This window comes from Nonomuraea sp. NPDC050556 (assembly GCF_044457355.1).
In the GTDB taxonomy this organism is placed as follows: Bacteria; Actinomycetota; Actinomycetes; order Streptosporangiales; family Streptosporangiaceae; genus Nonomuraea.
On record NZ_JBITGU010000003.1, the window covers coordinates 1,317,417 to 1,337,406 of the forward strand.

Genomic DNA, 19,990 nt, shown 5'->3' on the forward strand with positions numbered 1-19,990 from the left:
ACACCGGGGGTCACAGGGCGGCGGCGTGGCGGCCCTGCGGGGTGACCCACCTCCTCTTCACGAAGGCGGCCAGGACGAGGATGATCGTCAGGGCGGGGATGAGCACGGCTGCCGCGGCCGCGTCGTGGAGAGCTGCCGCGGAAACACCCTGGACGGTGCCGGGAACGGCCACCCCCTGCCCGGGACCGGTAGAGAGCGCCAAAGCGGCCGAGGGCCCTGAGGTGGTGGGTGGTGCCGAGGCGGCTCCCTGCCCGAGTACGGCCCCTTTTTGTGGCGCGGCTCCTTGGTCCGGAGTGGCCGGTGGTGCGGGAGCGGCGGCGGGTGGGGAGGGGGTGGTGGAGGTTTTGACCTTGGCCGGGTAGCCGTACCCCACGACGCTGCTCTGGTCCCTTTCCTTGCGCTTGGCGAACTGCCGGTCGACGTTGCCCTCGATGGTCTCGATGCGGTCGCCGTCGACCTTCGTCACGATCCCCACATGGTCGATGCCGTCGATGGAGTCACCCCCCGACCAGTCGTAGAACACCAGCGCCCCCGGCGCCGGTTTCGTCCCCCAGGCGCCCTGCTCCTTGAACCACCCGGCATGCGCGGGCGTGTAGGCGAACTGCCCGTACACGTCCTGGAGGCCCGCCTGCCGAGCCCCCCACGCCAGGAACATGTCGCACCAGGCCGCATTGGTGAAGTCGTAACTGTCGTCGACGTTCCCGGTGTACCACTCGCCGAACTTCGTGTATCCGTCCGGTTTCTCGGTGTAACCAACCTCGGCGTCGAGGATCTTGACCATCCTCTGGATGGCCGTTTCGAGCATTTCCACGGGTTGTACTCCCCGTTCTCCTCTGCCGCCTACCGGGTTAGCTGACGGGTTCGGGCGAAGGAGTGCCCTACCGCTGCGAGCAGCGGATTCACCCCGAGGAACGTGGGTCCCCGGCTCCCTGAACGGGACTCGGCGGTCGGCCGGTCATCGGCCGATAAAGCAGGACCCTAATACCGGTCACGCCGATATCGCAATTTGGTAACGGTAAATAAAGCGGACGCAAAGACGGTCATCAATCCATCGGTTGAGGGTCAACTCCATCTAATGGATGACCGCATCGCCGGCGCATAGCGAATGTATGCATCCGGCGCGCGACCCTGATGTCACAGCGGAAAACGACGAAGGAGAACGCGATGAGCGCCACCAACACCCGCAGCACCTACGACGGTTTCACCGCAGAAGAGCGCGCCGCGATGAAGGAGCACGCCAAGGACCTCAAGAAGTCCGCGAGCACCAGCGCGGCCGACAAGGCGGCCGAGGCCGTACGCGACGTCCTCGCCAAGATCGCCGAGATGAAGGACTCCGACCGGGTCCTGGCCGAGCGCGTCCACGCCGTCATCACCACCCACGCCCCGGCTCTCGCGCCCAAGCTCTGGTACGGCATGCCCGCCTACGCGCTCGACGGCAAGCTCCTGTGCCACTTCCAGCCCGCCGAGAAGTTCAAGGCGCGTTACGCCACGCTCGGCTTCAGCGACGGGGCGAAGCTCGACGACGGCGCCCTGTGGCCGGCCGCCTACGCGCTGACCGAGGTGACGCCCGAGGTGGAGGCGCAGATCGTCGCCCTGCTGAAGCGGGCGATGGGCTGAGCGGGTGTCACGCCGGGCGGCGGTAGCGGCCGGGCGGCGTGCCGTACGCTCGCTTGAAGGCTTTGGCGAAGGCGAACTCCGAGGTGTAGCCCACGCTCTGGGCCACCGTCCTGAGCGGGGTGTCGCTCTCGCGGAGCATCCGGCCCGCGCTGGTCATGCGCCACCAGGCCAGGTACGTCATCGGCGGCTGTCCCACGAGCGCGGTGAACCTCTCCGCGAACACCGAGCGGGACACGCCGCCGCGCGTGGCCAGCTCCTCGACGGTCCAGGGGTGTTCCGGCCTGGCGTGGATGTCCCGCAGGGCGTGGCTGATCGCGCGGTCGGACAGCGCGAGGCCCCACCTGGAGGCGTCGCCGCCGGTCCAGGCGCGCAGGATGTACAGCAGCATCGCGTCGACCAGCGACGGCACGATGCCGTCGCGTCCCGGCAGGCTGAGGTCGAGCTCGCGGGCGAGCAGGTCGACGAGGGGGCCGAGCTCGGGGCTCCGGGTGAGGTGGATGAGGGCGGGCAGGTCGCGCATCAGGGGGTGCGGGCGGGCGCGGTCGAGCTGGTAGGCGCCGCAGAGCAGGATCGCCCGGTCGCCTGGCCCGTCCACGCGGACCTGGCCGATGGGCGAGTCGGGCGTCTCGCGCGAGGGGACGAACTCGATCAGCGGCGAGCCGGGCTGGTCGGCCAGGGCGTGCGCGCTGCCCTCGCGCAGGAAGACCACGTCGCCGGCGCTCAGGGGGAGCGGAGCCGTACCGTCGCCGGGCAGCAGCCAGCACGTGCCCTGGAGGACGACGTGGAAGGTCGTGCCGGTGACCGCGGGAAAGCGCAGCCCCCAGGGCGCGCGCACGTCGGTGCGGGCGGAACGGGTGCGGCCGGTGCGCATGGCGGCGAGCGCTTCGGAGAGGACATCCACCCTCCGGACTCTAGGACATGAAATCCGGATCCTGAAGCATTCATCGTCCGGCCTCCACTGCCTACCGTGAAGACATGACGATTTTGGTGATCGGAGCGACCGGCAAGACCGGCAGGCCCGTCGTGGAAGCGCTGCGGGCACGAGGCATGAAGGTGAAGGCGGCCAGCCGCAGCGGCGAGGTCCGCTTCGACTGGGCCGACCGCGAGACGTGGGCCCCCGCGCTGGAGGGCGCAGAGGGCGCGTACATCGTCGGCCCGTACGGCGAGCAGGACGGCGCCGTGCTCGTCGGCGAGCTCCTGGCGAGCGCCCCCGAGCTGCGCAGGGTGGTCCTGCTGTCGGTGCTGGGCGCCGACCTGCTGCCCGGCGTGGTGCCGATGGCGGCGTGGGAGCGCGACGTGCGCGCCTCGGGCAAGGAGTGGACCATCCTGCGGCCGAACTGGTTCCAGCAGAACTTCGGCGAGGGCTTCGCCCCCGCCCTGTGCGACGAGTCCACCCTGGCGCTGCCCGCGGGGGACGCGCCGGTGAGCTTCGTGGACACCCGCGACATCGGCGAGGTGGCGGCCGCCGCGCTCACCGAGGACGGCCACCACGGCCAGACCTACGTGCTGACCGGTCCCGAGGCGCTGGACCACCACCAGGCGCTGGCGATCCTCGGCCCAGGCCTTCGCTACGTGGCGCTGACGGAGGAGGAGTTCGCCGGCGGGCTGCGCCGGGCGGGCGCGGACGACCGGGTGATCACGTGGCAGCTGGGGCTGTTCTCCACCATCCGCGACGGGGAGAACGCCCTGGTGACGGACACCGTCGAGCGCGTCACCGGGCACCCGGCGCGCCCGCTGTCGGCCTACGCGGATAACCTCCCCGTCTATGGGTGAACACATCGACGTCGAGCGGGTACGTCAGGACACGGCCGGATGCGCGAGCGTCGTGCACCTGAACAACGCCGGGGCGGCGCTCCCGCCCCGGCAGGTGGTCGACGCGGTCGTGGCGCACCTCCGGCTGGAGGAGGAGATCGGCGGCTACGAGGCCGCCGACGCGCAGCGGGACCGTATCGAGCACACCTACGACGCGATCGCCCGCCTGGTGGGCGCGGCCAGGGACGACATCGCGGTGGTGGAGAACGCCACCCGCGCCTGGGACATGGCGTTCTACGCGATGCCGTGGCAGCGGGGCGACCGCATCCTCACCGCCGGCGCCGAGTACGCCAGCAACGCCATCGCCTTCCTCCAGACGGCCAGGAAGCACGGGGTCCAGGTCGACGTGGTGCCCGACGACGAGAGCGGCCAGCTCGACGTCGGCGCGCTGCGCTCGATGGTCGACGACCGGGTGAAGCTGATCGCCGTCACCCACGTGCCCACCCAGGGCGGCCTGGTCAACCCGGCGGCCGAGATCGGCCGGGTGGCCAGGGAGGCGGGGGTGACCTACCTGCTGGACGCCTGCCAGTCCGTCGGGCAGATGCGGGTCGACGTGGCGGAGATCGGCTGCGACCTGCTCACCGCGACCGGGCGCAAGTTCCTGCGCGGGCCGCGCGGCACCGGCTTCCTCTACTGCTCGCCGCGTATCAGGGAGAGCCTGGAGCCGCCGTTCCTCGACCTGCACGCGGCCACCTGGACGGGGCGGGACAGCTACCAGGTGCGTGAGGACGCGCGCAGGTTCGAGAACTGGGAGACCTACTACGCCGGGAAGATCGGGCTGGGCGTCGCCGTCGACTACGCCCTCGACCTGGGGCTGGACGCCATCCAGGAGCGCGTCACCGGGCTGGCCGAAACCCTGCGCGCGGGCCTGCGCGGGGTTCCCGGCGTGACGGTGCACGACAGGGGAGCGCGGCAGTGCGGCATCGTGACGTTCACCGTCGAGGGCCGCGACAGCCAGGACGTCGCGTCGGCGCTCAAGGCGAACGGGATCAACGTGTCGGTCTCCATCGCCGACTACGCCCGGTGGGACTTCGAGCCGCGTGACCTGACCTCGGTGGTCCGGGCCTCCGTGCACTACTACAACACCGAAGCCGAGCTCGACCGGCTCATAGCTGATGTAGGGTCTGGCCGCTGACCTGCTTGAAGAGGTACTCGGCCCGCTCGTAGGACAGGCGGCCGCGCCCGGTGTCCGGGCACAGATCCGTGGGCGCGGGCATGCGCGCGGGGCCGGGCCGCCGGTCGGCGAGGAACAGCGGGCCGCGGGTACGGTCCCCGATGAGGCCGGGCAGCAGGGCGGCCGTGCCCTGCCCCCATCGGACCTCGACCTCGCGTCCCCTGAGCGACGCGCGCCCGCGGCGGCCGGGCAGGTCCAGCCGGTCGACGTCGAGGGCGAGGGCCGCTCTGGCCGGGGCGCCGGACTCGTGCACCATCCGCCAGAACGTCCGCTCGCGCAGCGACGGGTGCCGCCACAACGCCTCCAGATCAGGCCCGCCGACCGCTGGCCGCGGCACGCGGCTTTCCCACTTCCTGGGCACCCCGGCAGCCAGGTCTCTGGTGGACGTCCAGGCCGACAGCGCCCGTACGGCGGCGCGGTGCCTGTTCCAGGTGCGCACCCCCGCCCCGCCCCAGGCCACGGCGAAGACCCGGGCGACGTCCGAGGCGCTCACCTCGGCGAGCGGGGTGGCCGCGCCCAGGTCGAGGAGCAGGCGGCGCATGGTCTGGCCGTACGAGCGCAAGGTCTCGGCCCCCAGGTCGTCACGGGCCAGGAACCGGCTCACCGCGTCGCCCACGGTGGCCTCGCCAGGTGCCGACGAGCCCGCCCGGCGGAGGAGGAACGCGCGTTCCGGCTCGTTGCGGGTCAGCGCCGCCGCGCGGGTGAACTCCCGGCTCGCCTCCGCCTGCCGTCCCAGCCTCTCCAGCAGGTCCCCGCGCACCACGGACAGCAGGTGGTAGTCCCTGAGCGCCGGATCAGCCGAGACCGTGTCGACCAGGTCCAGCCCCGCCTGCGGCCCACCGGCCATGCCCAGCGCGACCGCCCGGTTGAGCTGGATCACCGGCGACGGCACCATCCGCACCAGCGCCTCGTACAGCGCCGCGATCTGCGCCCAGTCCGTCTGCTCCGCGCTGGCAGCCTGCGCGTGCGAGACGGCGATCGCGGCCTGCAGCACGTACGGGCCGAGCGGGCCGCCCGCCTGCCTGGCGCGCAACATCGACGCGAAGCCGCGGTTGATGAGCTGCCTGTCCCACCTGCTCCTGTCCTGCTCGTGCAGCTGGATCGGCTCGCCGGACGGCCCGGTCCTGGCCTCGGCGCGCGAGGCCTGGATCTCCATCAGCGCGACCAGGCCGTGCACCTCGGCCTCGTGCGGCGCCAGCTCGGCCAGCAGCCCGCCCAGCCGCATCGCCTCCCGGGTGAGCGCCGGGCGCATCAGGTCGTCGCCCGAGGTGGCCGAGTAGCCCTCGTTGAAGATCAGGTAGATGACCTCCAGCACCGAGGCCAGCCGTTCTGCCAGCTCGGACCCCTCGGGGAGCTCGAACGGCACGTTCCGCTCGGCGAGGGTGCGCTTGGCGGCTGCGATGCGTTGCGCGATCACCTGCTCGGGCAGCAGGAACGCCCGCCCGATCTCGGCGGCGCTGAGCCCGCCCAGCAGGCGCAGGGTGAGCGCGGCCCGCTCGCGAGCGGGCAGCACGGGGTGGCAGGAGATGAACATCAGCCGCAGGACGTCGTCCTCCTGCTGCTCCTGCTGCTCGGGCGGCGGCTGGGCGATCTGCTCCAGCCGCTGTGACCGCCTGATGTGGTCGATGGCCCGCCGTTTGGCGATGGTCATCAGCCACGCGCCCGGGTTGTCGGGCACGCCCTGCGACGGCCACTGCTCCAGCGCCGCCACCAGGGCGTCCTGCGCCAGCTCCTCGGCCAGGCCGACGTCGCGCACCAGCCTGGTCAGGGCGGCGACGATCCGCGCGGACTCCGCCTTCCAGACCGCGTCGAGGGTGTCCCTCACCCGTAGATCTGCTGCATCCGTCCCTCACCCTCGCCAATGATCTTGAAGAAGCGGCGGGCGAGCTCCATGGCCTCCTCCTTCGAGGCGACCTCGACCAGCGCGAACCCGCCAGCCAGCTCCTTGGCCTCGGCGAACGGCCCGTCCATCACGGTGAGCTCGCCGCCCGAGGCCCGGAACACCGTGCCGCCCACCTCCATGCCGCCGGTGGCCACCAGCGACCCGGCCTTCGTCAGCTCCTCGATGAAGTTGCCCATCTCCAGGTAGAGCGCCTCGTCGGCGCGCATCTCGCCCACGCTCGTCATGAGAAATCGCATGGATCGCACTCTACAGATGCGCATTCCCTGTCACATCCCCCGATCGACGTATGGGCAGAAGCGAACAACGAACGAGGAGCCAGAAATGACCGCCATCGCGCTGACCGCGACCACCGTCCGCACCCGCACCCTGCTCACCGCAGGCGCCCTGGCCACCCCGGTCTTCTTCGGGGTCTCCCTGGCCCAGGTCTTCACCCGCGAGGGCTTCGACCTCACCCGCCACCCGCTGAGCCTGCTGTCCACCGGCTCGCTCGGCTGGCTGCAGATCGCCAACTTCCTCACCGTCGGCGTCCTGCTGATCGCCGGATCCGCCGGCTTCAAGCGGGCCGGGTACGGGAAGTGGGCGCCACGCCTGATCCTGATCGCCGGGATCGGCATGATGGCGGCCGGGGTGCTGGTCATGGATCCGTCGGACGGTTTCCCGCTCGGCACGCCGTACGGGATGCCCGCCACGATGAGCTGGCACGGCATCGCGCACATGGCGGCCGGGTCCACGAGCTTCTTCTCGCTCATCGCCGTCGGCTTCGTCCTGGCCCGCCACTTCAGCCGCGCAGGACAGCGCGGCCTGGCCATCGCCTCGCGCGTCGCCGCCGTGATCCTCATCCTGGGCGACGGCTGGGCCATGACCGGTGGCAGGGCAGGGTCGCTCACCCTCGCCGTCGGCGTCTTCGCCGCCATGGGCTGGGTCTCTCTCGTCGCCGCCACCCGCCGCTGACCCCCCGCACCTACCGAAACCGAAGGAGATCGTCATGAGAAAGATCGTCGCTGGGCTCTTCGTCTCGCTGGACGGCGTCGTCGAGTCGCCCCAGAACTGGCACTTCCCCTGGATGAACGACGAGATGGCCGCAGCGGTCATCGCCGCGCAGACCCGCTCGGACACCCTGCTGCTCGGCCGGACCACCTACGAGTCCTTCGCCTCCACCTGGCCCCACCAGAGCGGTGTGATGGCCGACAACCTCAACAACATCCGCAAGATCGTCGTCTCCAGCACGCTGGAGAAGGCCGAGTGGAACAACTCCACCCTCATCAGCGGCGACGTCGCGGCCCAGCTCGCCGAGCTCAAGGAGGAACCGGGCAAGGACATCAGCCTCACCGGCAGCATCACCCTGACCAGGCACCTGCTGCGCGCCGGTCTGGTCGACGAGCTCCACCTGCACGTCCACCCCATCGTCCTGGGGGCGGGCATGCGCCTGTTCGACGAGTCGGTCGGGCGGCTGCCGCTCACCCTCGTGGAGTCCACCACCTTCGCCACCGGCGCCGTCCACCTTCACTACCAGCCCGCGCAGGGAGACCCCCGATGACCGTCACCGAGTACGCAGCAGCCCTCCCCACCCCGCTCCGCGAGATCGGCGAGACCCTCACCACCCTGGTCGACCAGGCGATCGACCGGCCCGGCGCCGTCTGGCACGGCCACCCGGTCTGGAGCCTCGGCGCGGCCCCCGGCAAGACCCCGGTGGTGTTCTTCAAGGCCTACAGCTCATACGTGACCTTCGGCCTGTGGCGCGGCCAGGAGATCGACGACCCGTCGGGACGGCTGCGGCCCGCCTCCCGCCAGATGGCCGCGGTCAAGCTCAGCAGCCTGGAGGACATCGACGCCGACCTGTTCACCACCTGGGTACGGCAGGCGGTGGACCTGGAGAAATGACCACGCCGACCAGCCCCGCCCGGAAGCCCCGGGCGGGGCTTCGCGCATGTCACCAGGCGACCGCGACCACGAGGACCAGCCCCAGCAACGCACCGGCCACCGCGCCGGGACATTGACGATCGGTCACCGCGGACCGGCCGCGACAGGAAAGAGCGCACTCAAACCGGTGCGGGTGGGCAGGTCGCGCACGGCGCGGTCGAGCGCCTCCACCTGAGCCTCGGGCAACGCTCTGGCGGCGTTGGCGCGGAACTTGCGCGACAGCTCCTCGGCCGTCAGCGGATGCTCTGGCCCGCCCCTGGAGGAGTCCACCCGGTGCTCCAGCACCGATCCGTCGCGCAGCCGGACGCGCAGCACGGCGGCGAACGCCGTGGGGAAGATCGCGGACGCCCGCTCGTCCGCCACGCACCGCACACGCCCGGCCAGCGCCAGCCGTACCGGATCCAGCCGGGCGAAGTCGTCCAGCGACAACCCCAGCCCACCCCCTCCGGCCAGCGCAGCCGCGACCGTGTAGGGGCCGGAGAACTTCGCGTGGTACGGCGAGACCGGCCGCGCCTTCTCCTCCGCCGGTTCCGCGATGGTGCGCAGCACGGGCGCGGGCACGCCCAGCTCGATCTCCTCGACGTCGCCCGCCAGCACGCCCCTGGCGCGCAGGGCCAGCGCGCAGTCGATCGCCGGATGGGTGAAGTGGTTGGTCGGATACGGCTTGTAGACCGTACGCAGCAGCTCCCACCGCTCGCCCAGCCCCGAGACCAGCGCCTTGTCGTCATAACGCCCGTCGATCCAGGCCTGGAAGAAGCCGAACCGCCCCTCCAGCACCGTCGGCGGCCCGGTCAGCCCCTCGGCGGCCAGCACGGCGGCGGTGACCCCGGCGTGCGCCGCCCACCCGCAGTGGACCCGCTTCACCGTGCCGCCGGTGCGGTTGGCCTCCAGCAGCCCCGCGCCCATGCTGGCGGCGATGCCCATCGCGTGCGCCACGCCGTCCGCGCCGAGCCCGTACAGGAGCCCGGCCGCGACGGCCGCGCCGAGGGTGCCGCAGATGGAGGTGGCGTGCTGGCCCTTCTCGAAGAAGAGCGAGTTGCCGGCCTCCGGCATGTAGGAGGCCATGCCGAGCCTGTTGCACACCTCGATCCCGGCCGCGACGGCCGGGATCAGCGCAGCGCCGCCCGCGCCGGTGGCCTCGGCGGCGGCCAGGGCGGCGGGGACGACCGGCGCGCTGGGGTGCAGCACGGAGGGCAGGTGGGTGTCGTCGAAGTCGAGCGCGTGCGCGAGCGTGCCGTTGACCAGCGCGGCCGACGGCGCGGGCAGGCGGTCGCCGCTGCCGATCGCAGTGGCCTCGGGCGTGCCCGCCCACCGCCGTACGGCACGCAGCACGGCGGGCGCCGCGTCAGCCCCCGGCTCTGCGTAGGCGGCGAGCGCGTTGCCGAGCACGTCGAGCACCCGGTTGGGCACGTCGGCCGCCACCCCGGCGGGCACCCCGCGGTCACGGCAGTCCACGGCGAAGGCGGCGAGCTGCTCCACCAGCGTGGTCATGGAAGGACCGCCAAGGGACGCACGGGCGCGCCCGTCGCGCCGACGATCGGCAGCGGGTTGAGCACGAACAGGAACTCGCGGACGCCCGAGTCGAGCAGCTCGCCCAGGCGCATGGTCTCGACGATGTTGATGCCCGACTCCACCAGCATGATCCGGTGCACCGGCAGGGTGGCGTGCCCGTGTCCCGGCGCGATGTGCTCGAACGCGATGGTCTCCCCGCCCACGACGCGCGGACGCCGCTCGGCCAGCCACCGCGCCGCCTCCACCCCCGGCCCGGGAGCGCCGTCGACGCCTCCGTCGAAGCCGGGCTCCGGCCACCGCCTTGACCACCCGGTGCCGACCAGGACGGCGTCGCCCTCGCGGATCTCCAGCGCCCCCGCGGCCCGTTCGAGGTCGGCGGCGCTGACCTCGTAGCCGGGCGGGAGCACGGGCACGCCGTGCACGGCGGCGACGTCGAGCAGCACGCAGCGGCCGACATACGGAGCGAAGGCGTCGATGCCGAGCTCGCTGAAGCCGTCCCGCGTGGTCACCTCGCCGGCGGGCCGCCCGCCGTACAGGAGGCCGTCCTGGGAGACGTGGGCCAGCGCGTCCACGTGCGTGCCCACGTGGCCGCCGGTCACGATGAGCTCGGCGGCGGCAGACCCGCCGTCCGGGCGGACCACGTCGCCGTGTCGGCGTTCGAGGGACAGGCGGAACGGCGGGTGGTTGGGCGACTGCGGCATGCCCCGGCGCATCGGCTGGGCCAGGTCGAGCACCCTGGCTCCGGCCAGCGGCTCCCACATAAGGCCTCCGTGTTCCTATTTGTGGAATGATGTTACTCCAGCCGCAACAGAACGGACCGCCGTGCCCACGGAAACGGGAAGCCAGACCGTCGCCACGGTCGAGCGCGCCGCCGACATCCTCCTGCTGTTCGCCGAGACGGCCTCGGCGACGCTCGGCGTGACCGAGATCGCCGACAGCCTGGGCATGTCCAAGGCGGCCGTGCACCGGGTGCTCGCCTCGCTGCGCAGCCGCGGGCTGGTCGACCTCGACGACGAGAGCAGGCGCTACTCGCTGGGGCTCGGCGCGATGCGGCTCGGGCTGGCCTACCTCGACCGGGTCGACATCCGCAGGCTCGCCGGGCCCGAGCTGCCCGGCCTGTCGCGCCACACGGGGGAGACGGCGACGCTGTCCATACGCACCGGCGACACCCGCGTCTACCTCGACCAGGTGACCCCTCGGCGGGAGGTCATCATGTCGGTCTCGCTCGGCGTGCCGTACCCGCTGCACGCGGGCGGGTCGTCCAAGGCGTTCCTGGCGTTCCTCGGCGAGGACGAGATCGAGGCCTATCTGGCGCGCCCGCTCACCGCGCTCACCCCCGCCACGGTCACCGACCACGGGCGGCTGCGCGTCGAGCTCGGCCTGATCCGGCGGCGCGGCTACGCCATGTCGATCTCGGAACGGCAGAGCGGCGCCGCCTCGGTCGCCGCTCCCGTGCTCGACCGGATGGGCCGCCCCTGCGCGGTCGTCAGCGTCTGCGGGCCCGCAGAACGTTTCATGGGCGAGGCGGACGCCTGCGCCGCCGCGCTGCTGGAGGTCACCGACCGGCTCTCCGCCCAGCTGGGCCACAGAAAGGACGCCCCCGATGTACGACCTGCTCGTCAAGGACGGCCTGCTCGTCCTTCCGTACCACGGTGAGGTCCGCGCCGACTTGGCCATATCCGGCGGACGGATCACCGCGATCGGTGAGCACCTCGACGGCGCCAACGAGGTGATCGACGCCTCGGGCAAGATCGTGCTGCCCGGCGCGGTGGACGCCCACTTCCACATCGGGATCTACCGGGAGATGGGGCTCGACGCCTTCGAGGAGACCAGGTCGTCCCTGGTCGGCGGCGCGACCACGGTGCTCAGCTACTTCCGCACCGGGCAGCACTACCTGGACAGGACCGGGCCGTACAAGGAGATCTTCCCCGAGGCCCTGGACGCGGTGGCCGGGCGGGCCTGGACCGACTACGGCTTCCACCTCGCGCCGATGACGGTCGAGCAGATCGAGGAGATCCCGCGGCTCGTCGCCGAGCACGGCGTCACCTCCTACAAGTACTACATGTTCTACAAGGGCTTCGACCTGGCAGCCAACAGCCGCGACGCCCGCGCCTTCACCATGGGCGACGAGTACGACCTCGGGCACCTGTTCCTGATCATGGAGAAGCTCGCCGAGGTGCAGAAGGCGCACCCCGACACGCGGATCTCGCTCAGCCTGCACTGCGAGCAGTCCGAGCTGATGCGCGTCTTCATCGACCGGGTGCAGGCCCGCGGCGGCCCGCAGAACCTGCGCGCCTACAGCGAGGCCCGACCGCCGCTGACCGAGCAGGTCGCCATCGCCGAGGCGGCGGCGCTGGCCGCGCACACCGGCGTCGAGATCAACTTCCTCCACCTGTCCAGCGCCGAGGCGCTCGAGGCCGCCTGCCGTACCACCGGGCGGCGGGAGACGACGCTGCACCACCTCTGCCTCGACCACGACGACCTCGACGCGCGCGGCGGCCTGGGCGGCAAGGTCAACCCGCCGATCCGCACCCGCGAGCACAACGAGGCGCTGTGGGCTGGCGTCGCCGACGGGCGCATCGACTGGGTCGCCTCCGACCACGCCTGCTGCCTGGAGGAGCACAAGGGCGACGCGCTGTGGCCCGCCAGACCCGGTTTCGGCGGGACCGCGCTGCTCTATCCCGTGCTGTTCTCCGAGGGGCACCTCAAGCGCGGGCTGCCGCTCACCAGGCTCGCCGAGATCGCGTCGGCGAACCCGGCGCGCGCCTACAACCTGTGGGGGCGCAAGGGCAGCCTCGGCGTGGGCTTCGACGCCGACCTCACCATCGTGGACCCGGGCCTGACCAGGACGGTCACCACCGAGCTGCTGCTGTCCGGCCAGGACCACTGCCCGTTCGAGGGCGTGGAGCTGACCGGCTGGCCGGTGACGACCGTCGTCGGCGGGCGCGTCGCCTACCGCGACGGTCGGGTGGTCGGCGAGCCCGGCGGCTCCTACCTCGACCGGAGCTCGCGGTGGAGCACCTTGCCCGCCGCGTTGCGCGGCAGCGCGTCGACGAACTCGATCTGACGCGGCAGCTTGGGCCCGGACAGCCTCGTACGGCAGTGCCCGAGCAGGGCCTCGCCGTCCACGCTCGCGCCGGGCAGGACGACGACGAAGGCGGCCACCCGCTCGCCCCACGCCTCGTCCGGCAGGCCCACGACGGCCGCCTCGGCGACCCCGGGGAAGGCGGCGATGGCCTCCTCCACCTCGCGCGGCGCGACGTTCACCCCACCCGAGATGATCATGTCGGACTTGCGGCCGACGATGGCGAGGAAGCCGTCCTCGTCCTGCTCCACGATGTCGCCGCTGGTCAGGAAGCCGTCCTCGGTCATGCACGCGGCCGTCGCAGCGGGGTCGTCCAGGTAGCCGTTCATGAGGTAGGGCGAGCGGCTGAACAGCTCGCCGTCCACGATCCTGATCTCGGTCATGAACCAGGGAGTGCCGACCGAGCCGATCTTGCGGCGGGCGTCGGCCGGGCGGCAGTTGCTCACGATGCCCGCCTCGGTCGAGCCGTACAGCTCGTGCACGCCGACGCCGGGGAAGCTGTCCATCACCCACTCCTTCAGCGGGCCGGGTAACGCGGCCGCGTTGAAGTAGAGGGTGTCGAGGGAGGACAGGTCGTACCTGGACAGCGCGGACTCGCCGAGCGCGCGGAGCATGTGGGCGTGGGTGGGCACGAGGAAGACCGACTGCGCCCGCTCCCGCTCGACCATCGCCAGCAGCGCCTCGGGGTCCCACGCACGCAACATGGCCACGCACCCGCCGGTGTGCACCGGCGCGTAGCCGAAGGCGAACCCGGCGCCGTGGTACATCGGCGCGACCGCGATCGAGCGCCGCCCGGGGCCCAGCCCCCACTCCAGGGCGGAGGCGTAGAAGGTCAGGGAGCGCGAGCGGTGGCTGATCACCACGCCCTTGGGCCTGCCGGTGGTCCCCGAGGTGTAGGCGACGCAGAACGGGTCGCGCTCGTCCACCTCGACCCGGGGATCGGTGGACGGCGCGGCGGCCAGCGCCGCCTCGTAGTCCCCATCCACGATCAGCACGGTCCCGGGAAGGTCGACGCCGTCGACGACCGTGTCCAGCGCCCGGTCGGCGACGAGCGCCCGCGCGGCGGAGTGGCCCAGGATGTAGGAGCTCTCCACCGGCGTCATCCGCGGGTTGAGCGGCACCATGACCAGCCCGGCCTTCGCAATCCCGGCCGCCACCTCGGGATACTCCATCCGGTTGCCCAGCAGCACCGCGACCCGCTCGCCCGGACGCAGTCCGGCGGCGAGCAGCGAGTTGGCCAGGCGGCTGGACCGGTCGTCGAGGCCGCGGTAGGTGAGCCGCCGGTCGCCGTCGACCACCGCGACCGTCTGGGGCGAGGCAGCGCCGAACTCGCGCACCCCGCCCGCGATGGAGAGCTGCATCTGGCCTCCTGTTTCACGATGTTTCACATAGCGAAACAGCATTCCACTCTTAGTGAGCCCCCACAAGAACCCTCTCCTGAACGGGACGCCGGGTGTACCAGAGGGCGACCAGCAGGTTGGGCACCCAGCAGAGCCAGGCGATCCAGATGTACGCCGTGGTGAACGAGACGTCGATCAGATCGGCGGCGGACAGGCCCGCGTACGCGCCCAGCATGACCCGCAGCGTGACCGCCGCGAAGGTGAGCGAGAAGCTGCGGATCATCCAGCGCCGGTGCTCGGCCACCCGGCCGGTGAGGATCATCCGCAGGCCCATGCCGCCCGTCACGAGCCAGCCCACGGCCAGTGCGGCGAACCCGATCCCCGCCACCGGACCTCCGTGCGCCGTCGTGGCGAGCGCCAGACCGCCGATGCCGCCGACCAGGCAGCCGAAAAGGTAGAGCGCGCCGAGCGTGCGGTGCACGCGCGGTAAACGGGTGCGCAACCGCTTGGCGAACTGCAACGGGCCCACCGTCAGGGCCAGCATCGCGCCGCCGATGTGCGCGCCGAGCGCCAGCTCGTGCTGCATGTAGACGAGGCGCTGGTTCTCGAAGTAGACCGACGGGTCGAAGCCCAGATATTTGGCCGCATAGGCGACGATCCCCAGGGAGAGCACGGTCATGAGGGCCCATCCGGCCCGGCTGATACGCATGGGCTCAGCTTGATCGGCCCGACCTGCGCGGGCATCCGGGGCGACCCTGGCCGCGTCCTGCCCCGAGCCCCTACGCCCTCTCAGGGTTTACGCGGCCCAGTCATTCCTCCGGCGACGAGTTGTTGTTCAGGTGGAGCTTGCCGTCCAGCACCTCCTGTGCCAGGTCAGCCACCGGGCGGTCGTCGGCGAAGGCGCGGGCGCGGAGCCGGACGAACGCCTCGCTCACCCCGACCCCGAGCTGCTGCATGAGCATTCCGGTGGCCTGGTAGACCACCACCCGCCGGTCGGACGCCTGCTCGAACCACCGGTCGGCCACGGTGTTCGGCGGGTCGGCCATCAGGTAGCCGCTCATGGTCAGCGTCACCGCCTCCGCCGCCAGCAGTGCCTCGCCCAGCACCTCGGCGCCGATGCGCCCCGCCTCCGTCCGGTAGAGGCTCAGGGTGCCCAGCCGTACCGCGCCCAGCTGGAGCGGGAAGACGAACAGGGCGCCCACCCCGCTCAGGTGGTCGCGGACCGCCTCGGTGAACATCGGCCACGGCGTGTAGGGGACCTGTTGCAGGTCCTCCACCAGCACCGGCTCGCCCGTCTCGTACGCCTGAAGGGCCGGACCCTCACCGAGGGTGAACTGCAGCTCCTCCAGCCGCGCCGCGACCGGGTCGCTGCTGGCCAGGGTCGGCCCCATCCGCGTCTCGCCGATCGTCGCGATGAGCGTCAGGGCCGCCCCCTGCACGTCCAGCCCCTTCACGCAGGCCTGGCAGACGTCCTGCGGGCGCAGCTCTTCCGTGTTGGCCGCCGCGCGGGCCAGGATCCGGCGCACTACTCCTCGCTCGGTCACGACCGCATCTTAACCACGAGGCCCGCTTGCGCACAGTGTTCCCTCTGCGTACAGTGTTCTCATCAGTGCACGATGTGCGCACATGAAAGGAATCCGGAAGTGATCGTGAGCCTCCCCACCCAGCGCCCCGCAGGCCGGCCGTTCGACCCGCCGGTAGAGCTGGCCGAGCTGCCGCCGCTCACCCCGATGGTCTTCCCCGACGGCCACGAGGGCTGGCTGGCCACCAGCCACGCGCTGGTGCGCGCCGTGCTGGCCGACCCCCGGTTCAGCTCGCGCCACGAGCTGATGCACTACCCGCTGGCCGATGTCGGGGAGATGCCGCCCGCGTCCCTCGGCGTCATGACCGGGCTGGACGCCCCGGAGCACACGCGCTTCCGCAAGCTGCTGGCGGGCAAGTTCACCGTCCGCCGGATGAACCTGCTCACCGAACGGGCCGCGCAGGTCACCGCCGAGCACCTGGACGAAATGGCAGCTCAGGGCTCGTCCGCCGACCTGGTGCAGGCGTTCGCGCTTCCCGTCCCGGCGGTGATGATCTGCGAGCTGCTCGGCGTGCCGTACGCGGACAGGATGCTCTTCCAGGCCACGGCGGCGAAGCTGAGCGGGCTGGACGCGACGCAGGAGGAGCAGTACGCCGCGTTCGGCGAGATCGGCGCGTACATCGCGAAGCTGGTGCTGGCCAAGCGCGCCGACCCGACCGACGACCTGCTCAGCGACCTGACCGGGACGGACCTGACCGACGACGAGCTGGCCGGGGTGGGCGCGTTCCTGCTGGGGGCCGGGCTCGACACCACCACCAACATGATCGCGCTCGGCACGTTCGCGCTGCTGGAGAACCCTGACCAGCGGCCCGCCCTGCACGAGGACCCCGCCCAGGCGGTGGAGGAGCTGATGCGCTACCTCAGCATCGTCCACACCGGGGCCAGGGCCGCGCTGGAGGACGTCGAGCTGGACGGCCACCGGATCAAGGCAGGTCAGACGGTCGCCCTGTCCGTGGTCGCCGCCAACCGCGACCCCGCGAAGTACCCCGACCCCGACGTCCTCGACCTGCGCAGGCAGGCCACCGGGCACGTGGGCTTCGGGTACGGCATGCACCAGTGTCTGGGGCAGCAGCTCGCCCGCGTCGAGATGCGCGCCACCCTGCCCGCGCTGTTCAGCCGGTTTCCCGGGCTCCGCCTGGCCGTGCCGCCCGGCGAGGTGCCGATGCGCCACGACATGGACATCTACGGCGTGCACCGGCTCCCGGTCGCCTGGTGACCGTCACCGCCGCGTCCTGATCGACTCGGCGTGCTCGGTGAGGACGCGCTGGAAGTCGCCGAGCATGCGCACCAGCTTCTCCGCGTCCTCGGCGCCGTAGCCGTCCACCAGGCCCGTCATCGCCTGGTAGAGGTCGTCGAACAGGCCGAAGGCCCGCTGGGTGCCCGCGGGTGAGGCGTGCATGAGGATGCGCCGCCGGTCCACCGGGTCGATCTCCCGGTAGGCGTATCCGCCGGACTCCAGCCGCCTGGCCATCGCGCTGATCGCCGCCGTGCTCAGCCCGAGCACCGCTGCGACCTGGCTGGGGCTCATGGGGCCCTGCCGTACCAGCAGGTTCAGGCAGATCAGGTCCGTCTGGTTGATGCCGATCCGCTCGGCGGCGGCGTTGCCGATGAAGTCGAGGGCGATGCTCAGGTCGAAGAGCTGCTCGGTGACCTCACGGGCGATGTCGTTAGACAAGTTGATACTCAAATCGTTTGACTATTAATAGGGTGCAGCATACCTTAACAGCCGTGAACCTCTACAACCTTGGCTACCGGCTCTTCCGCATGCCCTGGGAACTGGGACCGCGCAAAGAGCTGGTCGAGCTGGTCACCTCCGGACGGTTACCCGCGGGCCGGGCGATCGACCTCGGCTGCGGCACCGGCGCCAACTCGGTCTTCCTCGCAGAACACGGCTTCGACGTCACCGGCGTCGACTTCGCGCCCGCCGCGCTGGTCAAGGCCAGGGCGAAGGCGGCCGAGGCCGGGGTCAGCGTCGACTTCCGCCGCGACGACCTCACCGCGCTCACCGGCGACCACGGCGTGTTCGACCTGCTCGTCGACTACGGCACGCTCGACGACCTGTCGCCCGCCAGGCGCGACCTCTACGTGCGCAACGTGCTCCCGCTGACCAGGACGGGCACCCGGTTCCTGCTGTGGTGCTTCGAATGGGCGCCGCGCCGCTTCGACCGCTGGGTGTCCTTCCTGCCGATCGCGCCGGGCGAGGTGGCCGAGCGGTTCGGCGCGCACTTCACGATCGAGCTGCTGGGCACGTCGGGAGCGCCCCAGCCGCGCCGCCTCGTCGCCGGAACCGCGGCCTACCTGCTGACCAGGGTGAGCTGACATGAAGGCCGGAGCCCTCGTCTGGGCGCTGCTCATCGTGGTGATCGTGCTGGTCCTGGTCCTGCTGCGCGACCGCCTCGGCCGGCCGCGCGCCGCCTCCTTCCTCGTGGTGCTCGGTCTCTTCGCACTGGCCGGGGAGGAGACGCTGCTGACCGGGTTCTGGGCGGCAGCGCCGTCCACCATGGATCGGGACGGCCTGGCCGACCTGGTCACCGCGCCCGCGCGGGCGCACATCCTCGACTCGGCCGTGCTCGGCACCGCCCTGTTCGTCCTGCTGGGCTGGATCGCCCTGACCGCGTTCCGCCGCGGCGAGCGCTGGGCGGCCCGGGTGCTGGCCGCCGGGTGGTTCGTCGTGGCCGCGGCGGTCGCCGTCACCATGGTCACCGTCTACTCGCGCGGCCTGCCGCTGCCCACCCCGGGCGGCCGGGCCGAAGGCGCCGGCTACGGCTGGGAGCAACTCGCCGCAGGGCTGCTCGCGTGGGCGACGGGGTTGTGGGTGGGCAGGCGATGAAACTCTTCCTGGGTACGGTGACCCTGTCGTGGGCCGGTTTCGTGATCCACAACGTCGCCGACCTCCCCGGGCAGACCCTGCTCAGCCCGGAGACCCTCTTCCCGTCGCTGGTCTACGTGGCGCTGGTCGCGTTGTGGTTCACCCCCGCGCGCACGGTGGCCAGGTTCGCCCTGCTCGGCTGGGTGGGCCTGCACCTGGTCGGTGGCGCGGTCGTCAGCGTGCTGCCGCTGCCGTTCCTGCCCTTCGACCCCGAGCAGACCCTCTACCACTACGCGTTCCACGTGGTCTACGGGCTCACTCAGGTGCCCGCTCTCGTGGTGCTGTCCAGGCGCCGGACGCGGCTGCCTCGGTGACGTAGTCCTCGAACGACCTGGCAGGACGGCCCAGCGCCCGCTCCACGCCGTCGGAGACGGGGGCGGCGCGGCCGTCCCCGATGTCCACGAGGAGGCCGGTGAGCAGCCGCGCCACGTCCTCGGGGACGCCGGCCGACACCCAGCGCTCGACCAGGACCTCGGGCGCGACGTCCTCGTGGCGGACCGTGCGCCCGGCCGCCCGGCCGATCAGGTCGGCCGCCTCGGCGAAGGTGATCGCCCGCGGGCCGGTGAGCTGGTAGGTCCGGCCGCTGTGCCGGTCCTCGGTGAGCGCCCTGGCGGCGACCTCGGCGATGTCTCCCGCGTCGATGAACGGGGTGGCTCCGTCGCCGGTGGGCAGGGCCAGGGTTCCGCCGAGCACGCCGGGGAGCCAGGGGCCCTCGCTGAAGTTCTGCGCGAACCAGTCGGGCCGCAGGATGGTCCAGTCCTCGCCCGAGTCGCGCAGCGCCTGCTCGGCCGGTCTGAGCGGGTGGTCGTCGCCGACGTTGTAGGCGGACAGGAGGACGAACCGCCGCACCCCTGCTCTCACCGCCCGGTCCACGAAGGCGGGGACGCGCGCGTGGTGGTCCGTTCCCGGGCGCAGGTCGGGCTCCAGGAGGTAGGCGGCGGTGACGCCGTCGAGGGCCTTTGCCCAGGTCGTCGGGTCGCCGAGGTCGAGGTTGGTCCGAGAAGCGGCCCGCACGGGGTGGCCGGAGGCGCGGAGGCGGCCGACGACGCGGCGGCCGACCTTGCCGGTGGCTCCGGCTACGAGGATGTTCTTCATGTCGTTCAGCCAACCGCCGATCTGCTGGACGATCCATGGGAGTTCGTCGCGAAAGGCTTTGTGATCGTCTAGCTTTGGATG

The 19,990-nt window shown here is 71.7% G+C and carries 23 protein-coding genes and 1 riboswitch; of the genes, 12 read left to right on the plus strand and 11 right to left on the minus strand.

Going from position 1 to position 19,990, the window contains the following annotated elements; translation table 11 throughout:
* Positions 1-10: 10 nt before the first annotated feature.
* Entirely contained in the window at positions 11-805 is a 795-nt protein-coding gene (locus tag ACIBG8_RS35135; protein WP_397347826.1) for a CHAP domain-containing protein, read from the minus strand.
* Positions 806-824: 19 nt separating this feature from the next.
* A riboswitch (cyclic di-AMP (ydaO/yuaA leader) is annotated at positions 825-956 on the minus strand.
* Positions 957-1,164: 208 nt separating this feature from the next.
* On the opposite strand from ACIBG8_RS35135, the gene ACIBG8_RS35140 reads away from it, so the two are divergent.
* Positions 1,165-1,617, plus strand: a complete 453-nt coding sequence (locus ACIBG8_RS35140; RefSeq protein WP_397347401.1) for an iron chaperone — start codon at positions 1,165-1,167, stop codon at positions 1,615-1,617.
* A 7-nt stretch (positions 1,618-1,624) separates the two neighbouring features.
* On the opposite strand, the gene ACIBG8_RS35145 is transcribed toward ACIBG8_RS35140, so the two are convergent.
* Positions 1,625-2,518 carry an AraC family transcriptional regulator gene (locus tag ACIBG8_RS35145; protein WP_397347402.1) on the minus strand — a complete coding sequence of 298 codons (894 nt, stop codon included), beginning with the start codon at positions 2,516-2,518 and terminating at the stop codon, positions 1,625-1,627.
* A 74-nt stretch (positions 2,519-2,592) separates the two neighbouring features.
* Here ACIBG8_RS35145 and ACIBG8_RS35150 point away from each other — a divergent pair, with 74 nt between their 5' ends.
* Positions 2,593-3,390 carry an NAD(P)H-binding protein gene (locus tag ACIBG8_RS35150; RefSeq protein ID WP_397347403.1) on the plus strand — a complete coding sequence of 266 codons (798 nt, stop codon included), beginning with the start codon at positions 2,593-2,595 and terminating at the stop codon, positions 3,388-3,390.
* Positions 3,383-4,564, plus strand: coding sequence for an aminotransferase class V-fold PLP-dependent enzyme (locus ACIBG8_RS35155; RefSeq protein ID WP_397347404.1), 1,182 nt, complete (start codon positions 3,383-3,385; stop codon positions 4,562-4,564). Before ACIBG8_RS35150 ends, ACIBG8_RS35155 begins: the two co-directional genes overlap by 8 nt.
* Here the strand turns inward: ACIBG8_RS35155 and ACIBG8_RS35160 are convergent.
* Both ACIBG8_RS35160 and ACIBG8_RS35165 read right to left on the minus strand, forming a co-directional pair.
* Positions 4,536-6,428: a sigma-70 family RNA polymerase sigma factor gene (locus tag ACIBG8_RS35160; RefSeq protein ID WP_397347405.1), complete on the minus strand. Its 1,893-nt coding sequence runs from the start codon at positions 6,426-6,428 to the stop codon at positions 4,536-4,538. The two genes, ACIBG8_RS35155 and ACIBG8_RS35160, sit on opposite strands and share 29 nt — an antisense overlap.
* Positions 6,425-6,742 (minus strand): YciI family protein, encoded by a 318-nt coding sequence (locus tag ACIBG8_RS35165; protein ID WP_397347406.1) that lies wholly within the window; start codon positions 6,740-6,742, stop codon positions 6,425-6,427. Before ACIBG8_RS35165 ends, ACIBG8_RS35160 begins: the two co-directional genes overlap by 4 nt.
* An 85-nt stretch (positions 6,743-6,827) precedes the next feature.
* Here ACIBG8_RS35165 and ACIBG8_RS35170 point away from each other — a divergent pair, with 85 nt between their 5' ends.
* The 3 genes from ACIBG8_RS35170 to ACIBG8_RS35180 are packed head-to-tail and all read left to right on the plus strand — an operon-like array spanning position 6,828 to position 8,387.
* Positions 6,828-7,457 (plus strand): DUF998 domain-containing protein, encoded by a 630-nt coding sequence (locus ACIBG8_RS35170; protein WP_397347407.1) that lies wholly within the window; start codon positions 6,828-6,830, stop codon positions 7,455-7,457.
* Between the two features lie 34 nt (positions 7,458-7,491).
* Positions 7,492-8,043 (plus strand): dihydrofolate reductase family protein, encoded by a 552-nt coding sequence (locus ACIBG8_RS35175; protein ID WP_397347408.1) that lies wholly within the window; start codon positions 7,492-7,494, stop codon positions 8,041-8,043.
* The gene (locus ACIBG8_RS35180) at positions 8,040-8,387 is read left to right on the plus strand and encodes a DUF1801 domain-containing protein (protein WP_397347409.1); all 348 of its coding nucleotides are present in this window, start codon (positions 8,040-8,042) and stop codon (positions 8,385-8,387) included. The genes ACIBG8_RS35175 and ACIBG8_RS35180 overlap by 4 nt, the downstream gene beginning before the upstream one ends.
* Positions 8,388-8,510: 123 nt before the next feature.
* On the opposite strand, the gene ACIBG8_RS35185 is transcribed toward ACIBG8_RS35180, so the two are convergent.
* Positions 8,511-9,917, minus strand: a complete 1,407-nt coding sequence (locus tag ACIBG8_RS35185) for an MmgE/PrpD family protein (protein ID WP_397347411.1) — start codon at positions 9,915-9,917, stop codon at positions 8,511-8,513.
* Positions 9,914-10,699: a cyclase family protein gene (locus tag ACIBG8_RS35190; protein WP_397347413.1), complete on the minus strand. Its 786-nt coding sequence runs from the start codon at positions 10,697-10,699 to the stop codon at positions 9,914-9,916. The genes ACIBG8_RS35185 and ACIBG8_RS35190 overlap by 4 nt, the downstream gene beginning before the upstream one ends.
* A 61-nt stretch (positions 10,700-10,760) precedes the next feature.
* On the opposite strand from ACIBG8_RS35190, the gene ACIBG8_RS35195 reads away from it, so the two are divergent.
* Together ACIBG8_RS35195 and ACIBG8_RS35200 are read left to right on the plus strand one after the other, a co-directional pair.
* Complete coding sequence (locus tag ACIBG8_RS35195) at positions 10,761-11,594, plus strand: IclR family transcriptional regulator (RefSeq protein WP_397347414.1); 834 nt, start codon at positions 10,761-10,763, stop codon at positions 11,592-11,594.
* Positions 11,542-13,005 carry a dihydroorotase family protein gene (locus ACIBG8_RS35200; RefSeq protein ID WP_397347415.1) on the plus strand — a complete coding sequence of 488 codons (1,464 nt, stop codon included), beginning with the start codon at positions 11,542-11,544 and terminating at the stop codon, positions 13,003-13,005. The genes ACIBG8_RS35195 and ACIBG8_RS35200 overlap by 53 nt, the downstream gene beginning before the upstream one ends.
* On the opposite strand, the gene ACIBG8_RS35205 is transcribed toward ACIBG8_RS35200, so the two are convergent.
* The 3 genes from ACIBG8_RS35205 to ACIBG8_RS35215 form a co-directional block, all read right to left on the minus strand.
* The gene (locus ACIBG8_RS35205; RefSeq protein WP_397347416.1) at positions 12,930-14,384 is read right to left on the minus strand and encodes a class I adenylate-forming enzyme family protein; all 1,455 of its coding nucleotides are present in this window, start codon (positions 14,382-14,384) and stop codon (positions 12,930-12,932) included. The genes ACIBG8_RS35200 and ACIBG8_RS35205 overlap by 76 nt on opposite strands.
* A gap of 49 nt (positions 14,385-14,433) precedes the next feature.
* Positions 14,434-15,072 (minus strand): DUF2306 domain-containing protein, encoded by a 639-nt coding sequence (locus tag ACIBG8_RS35210; RefSeq protein WP_397347417.1) that lies wholly within the window; start codon positions 15,070-15,072, stop codon positions 14,434-14,436.
* Positions 15,073-15,172: 100 nt separating this feature from the next.
* Positions 15,173-15,907 (minus strand): GAF and ANTAR domain-containing protein, encoded by a 735-nt coding sequence (locus ACIBG8_RS35215; protein WP_397347418.1) that lies wholly within the window; start codon positions 15,905-15,907, stop codon positions 15,173-15,175.
* A gap of 72 nt (positions 15,908-15,979) precedes the next feature.
* Between ACIBG8_RS35215 and ACIBG8_RS35220 the strand changes: the two genes are divergently transcribed.
* Entirely contained in the window at positions 15,980-17,161 is a 1,182-nt protein-coding gene (locus ACIBG8_RS35220) for a cytochrome P450 (RefSeq protein WP_397347419.1), read from the plus strand.
* Positions 17,162-17,164: 3 nt separating this feature from the next.
* Here the strand turns inward: ACIBG8_RS35220 and ACIBG8_RS35225 are convergent, their stop codons facing one another.
* Positions 17,165-17,620: a MarR family winged helix-turn-helix transcriptional regulator gene (locus tag ACIBG8_RS35225; RefSeq protein WP_397347420.1), complete on the minus strand. Its 456-nt coding sequence runs from the start codon at positions 17,618-17,620 to the stop codon at positions 17,165-17,167.
* Between the two features lie 53 nt (positions 17,621-17,673).
* On the opposite strand from ACIBG8_RS35225, the gene ACIBG8_RS35230 reads away from it, so the two are divergent.
* The 3 genes from ACIBG8_RS35230 to ACIBG8_RS35240 are packed head-to-tail and all read left to right on the plus strand — an operon-like array spanning position 17,674 to position 19,128.
* Positions 17,674-18,264: a class I SAM-dependent methyltransferase gene (locus ACIBG8_RS35230; protein WP_397347421.1), complete on the plus strand. Its 591-nt coding sequence runs from the start codon at positions 17,674-17,676 to the stop codon at positions 18,262-18,264.
* A 1-nt stretch (position 18,265) separates the two neighbouring features.
* Positions 18,266-18,775, plus strand: coding sequence for a hypothetical protein (locus ACIBG8_RS35235; protein ID WP_397347422.1), 510 nt, complete (start codon positions 18,266-18,268; stop codon positions 18,773-18,775).
* Positions 18,772-19,128 carry a hypothetical protein gene (locus ACIBG8_RS35240; protein ID WP_397347423.1) on the plus strand — a complete coding sequence of 119 codons (357 nt, stop codon included), beginning with the start codon at positions 18,772-18,774 and terminating at the stop codon, positions 19,126-19,128. The genes ACIBG8_RS35235 and ACIBG8_RS35240 overlap by 4 nt, the downstream gene beginning before the upstream one ends.
* Here the strand turns inward: ACIBG8_RS35240 and ACIBG8_RS35245 are convergent.
* On the minus strand, positions 19,070-19,909 hold the full coding sequence (locus ACIBG8_RS35245) for an SDR family oxidoreductase (RefSeq protein WP_397347424.1): 840 nt from the start codon (positions 19,907-19,909) through the stop codon (positions 19,070-19,072). The genes ACIBG8_RS35240 and ACIBG8_RS35245 overlap by 59 nt on opposite strands.
* Between the last annotated feature and the right edge of the window lie 81 nt (positions 19,910-19,990).